2 protein-coding genes and 1 pseudogene are annotated in these 3,860 nt (G+C 71.0%); all 3 read right to left on the reverse strand.

The annotated features are described in order from the left end of the window. Nucleotides 1-68: 68 nt before the first annotated feature. Nucleotides 69-1,115, reverse strand: a complete 1,047-nt coding sequence (locus TR46_RS10715) for a cupredoxin domain-containing protein (protein ID WP_042397480.1) — start codon at nt 1,113-1,115, stop codon at nt 69-71. A gap of 40 nt (nt 1,116-1,155) precedes the next feature. Continuing rightward, on the reverse strand, nt 1,156-2,475 hold the full coding sequence (locus TR46_RS10720; RefSeq protein WP_236655293.1) for a copper resistance CopC/CopD family protein: 1,320 nt from the start codon (nt 2,473-2,475) through the stop codon (nt 1,156-1,158). Between the two features lie 1,293 nt (nt 2,476-3,768). Next, a pseudogene (locus TR46_RS45300) lies at nt 3,769-3,860 on the reverse strand (alpha/beta fold hydrolase); the annotation flags it as partial.

Consider the following 3,860-nt stretch of genomic DNA (forward strand, 5'->3'; position numbering starts at 1 on the left):
GGCCGACTGTGACTCGGCCGGCCCACCGTCACGTCCTCGGGTCGTCCCTGGTGCCGACGCCGACGGTGTCAGCAACTGCCGGTCAGGTAGTTCTCGGTGGGCGCGAGGAGCATCGAGGCCCACACGGTGTGGGTCTTGACGTACTGGTCGGGGTTGAGGATGTCGGTGATCTGCTGGCCCAGTGATTCGTTGAGGTGGGCCGAGTCGATGTGCGCGAGCAGTGTGGTCAACGTGCTGGTGAGCACTGACTGACCGCCGGATTCCAGCGGGGTCAGGACGCTCTCGACCCAGGCGGTGTGGGTGGCGATGTACTGGTCGAGGTTGAGCGCGTCCTGGACCTGCTGGCCCACGGACTCCCCGAGGTGCGCGGAATTGATGTGATTGAGGATGGGGAGCAGTACCTGGCTGACGCTGGCACAGTCGGCCCCGGTGCCGCTGGTGGCGGTGGCGGAGCTGCTCGGCATGCCGCTCATGCCGCCGCTGGGCGCGGCCGTGGGGACGGCCGTCGGGGCGCTGGTGGGCGATGCGGTCGGGGTGCTGCCGGCGGCCGGAAGGACCTTGACGGCGGCCTTCATGTCCGGGTGGACGGCGCAGTAGTAGCTGTAGGTGCCGGCGGCGGTGAAGGTGTAGCTGAAGGACTGTCCGGTCTGCAGCTGCGGGGAGCTGATGGACTTGGGCCCGGAGCTGGTGGTGACGGTGTGCGGCGCGGTGTCGTAGTTGGTCCAGGTCACCGTGTCGCCGACGTGCACGGTGAGCGCGGCGGGCGCGAAGGCGTACCCCTTGATCTGGACCTTGACCGCAGTCGAGGCGGCCGCCGGCTGGGCCGGGACGCCGCTGACCCGGGTGCCGCTGACCTGGTTGGCCGCCGCGGCCGGTGCGGCGCCGGCGGTGGTCGAGGTGGTGGTGCCCTGGACGCCGCTCCCGGCCACCTCGTTGGCCGCCAGGGCCGCGGTGGCCGGGGGCGCTGTGGTGGTGGCTGCGCCGGCCTGGAGAAGGCCGAGGCACCCGGCCGCGGCGATGGTCGCGGCGAGCGCGGTGGCCATGAGGGCCCGGTTGCCGAGCCGCAGGCGCGCGCTGCCTCCGGGTGTACCGGAGGACGAATCGGTCTTACGCATCGTACGGTCGTTCCTTTCCTGTGGGGATGGTGACGTCGGGTCAGTGCCCGGGATCGGACGTGACCAGCAGACTCGTCGCGGTGAGGACCAGGAGGACGACTCCCGTCTCGGCCGCGACCGAGTAGACGAAGGGCCGCACGGCGGCGGAGTCGCCGCGCAGCAGCACGGCGATGTCGAGCCGGTGGCGCACCCAGGCCTTGCTGCGCTGGGCCAGCAGCAGGACCACCAGGAGCAGCGCCACCTTGACGAGCAGCAGGTGACCGTAGGAGGTGTGCACCAGCGCGTCGACGGATCCGACGAGTTGCCAGGCCAGGACCAGGCCTGCAGCGACGATGCCGGTCACCGCGGTCAGGGCCAGGGTGGAGTAGCGCGGGACCACGAAGGCCAGCTCTTCGGGCCGCCGTCGCGGCAGCACGCCCACCAGGAGCAGCGTCAGACCGCCGATCCACAGGGAGACGCCGATGAGGTGGACGGTGTCGGCGACCGCGCCCCAGACCGGCTGGGCCACCTCGGCGGTGTGACCGGCCATCCCTGTGGTGCGCAGCAGGCCGAAGGCGACGGCTGTCCCTCCGATGCGCCAGCCGGGCGAGCGCGCGGCGCGTTCGCCGCCCTGCAACAGGGCGGTGAGGACCACCCCGGCCAGCAGCCACAGCAGCGCACGGGCGGTCAGGACCACACCCAGGTGGGTGGCCAGCACGTCCGCATACGTGCGCGCGGAGAACAGCGCGCCCGGCGGTCGCATCGCCGCGTAGGCGCCCTGCAGCCCGACAGTGGCGACGGTGGTCGTCAGGCCGGCGAACCAGGCGGCGGCCAGGACGGCCCGGGTACGGCGGTCGCCGCTGCCTTGCGGCCACAGCAGGGCCAGGAAGGCCAGGCCGCCGACGAACAAGGCCAGCGCCAGGTAGCCGATCAGGCGCGCGCCGGTGAGCAGGTGTTTCACCGTCGGATCCGGGGCCGGCATCGCCGCGACCGGGAGCGCCGCAACGGCCGCCCGGCCGACTGTTGCCGTGGTGCTGGTGCCGGTGTAGTGGAGCTGTCCGGTCGTCACATGTCCGTCGTCCTGGCTGACTGCCCTCCAGTCCAGGGTCCAGCCGGTGCCGTTGGCTGACTCGGGTGCATTGCCGGTGTCGGCGACCAGGACTCGTGCATCTCCCGGCCGCACCCGCGCGACCAGCCTGCGCGAGCCGATGACGACGCTGGAGGAGGCCCCGTCCACGGCCTCGCTGAAGACCAGGGTGATCTGCTCGGGCAGCGCTGTGAGCCGGGCGCCGTCGGCGGGCGTGGAACGCAGTAGCTCGGCGTGGGCCGAGGCGCCCGGCGCGACGAGCGCGAACGAGACCGACAGTGCGAAGGTTGCCACGAGGAGACGGATCAGGAACCGCACAGGCGCGGCCGTCACTTCGCCGTCCCGGACGCGGACGCGGACTGCGATGCGGAGGCGGACGGACAGGTGACCACACCGTTGGCAACCCCGGACACGGCACCGGCCACTGTGGACACCGCGCCGCCCGGAGTCACACCGAGCAGTCCGGACCCGCCCACGCTCGCGGACGGACTGGACGATGGCTGGCCCGTCAGCGCGGACAGCAGCCCCGACACGGTCCCGGTCACCGTCCCGGTGACATCGGTGAGTACCGGCCCGACGACCGGAAGCCCGCCCGGACAGAGCCCTGTCGACACCGCGGCCGGGGAGGTCGGCGACGCGCTCGCTGAAGGCGCCGATGACGAGGGCTCAGGGGTGGGGCTCTGGCCGGGTGGAGGGGTCGGTGGCCCGCCGGTGACCACCCCACTGGTGCCCCCGGTACCGGTAAGGACGCCGGCGCCCCCGGTAGCGGCCTGGCCGCTGCCTACCGCGGCCACCTGGCCGCCGGAGGACGAATACCCCGCCGGAGCTGCTCCTACCGCGCTGCCGCTCCCGCCCGCCGCGGCCCCCGCTCCGGCACCCCCGACCGCAACCGGCCCCGGTTGCTGCGACGCCACCGGGTTGGGCAGCGCCGTAGCCAGGCCGCTCCCGGCGACGGCACTCCCCATCCCTGACGCGTAGCCGAGAACGACCGCAACCGCGCCTACGAGTACACCCGCGACGATCTCGTCCCGGTGGTCCCTGGGCCAGGCGATCCTGGCGAAGAACGGCATGAATTCCTCCTGGCATGATCAGATCACTGCTGGAGGCAAATTTGACCGGACCGCTAATTCGAGGCAGTGACCTGGTAGTTAATCGAGCGTTACAAAGCCCTCTTTCCGCCCCTTAAAGGACGTGAGAACGAATTATTCTCGCGGATACATCACGAGCAGGAGCGACTGCAAATTCTCCGCCCTGTGCAGATCCAAGACGAAAAGTGAATCAATGGTGAAGGCACTTGTGCTCCCGGCGGCGGCGAACTGGACCTCCGCACCACGGAGACCTGGAGAGCAAGGGGTCGGCCAGGGCCGGGCGGTCACGTCGACGATGCGACTGTGATTACGGAAAAGGCATATGCGAGGCCGTGCCGACGGCCCGCCCCGAACGTTTCCGGCAGTGGAACGCACGTTTTCCCGGCGATTGCGTTAATCTCCGCGGCCGAGTTCCGCGCGGAGGGATCCCGAGCAACGCCCCAATAGTCAGCGGCTCCTGGGTTCGTCCCCCGCCCCGACTGATCGAGGCCGTCTGCGGCTACGCGACCGCGTTCAACAGGTCGGCGAGCAGCTCCGGCCGCTCCAGTGCGATGAAGTGGCCCGCCCCGGGCACCTGCGTGAAGTCGGCGG

The sequence above is a fragment of the Streptacidiphilus carbonis genome, from assembly GCF_000787775.1.
Taxonomy (GTDB): domain Bacteria; phylum Actinomycetota; class Actinomycetes; order Streptomycetales; family Streptomycetaceae; genus Streptacidiphilus; species Streptacidiphilus carbonis.

Coding starts and splice junctions, on each gene's coding strand:
- TR46_RS10715 (WP_042397480.1), bottom strand. CDS start 1,115: ATGCGTAAGACCGATTCGTCCTCCGGTACACCCGGAGGCAGCGCGCGC.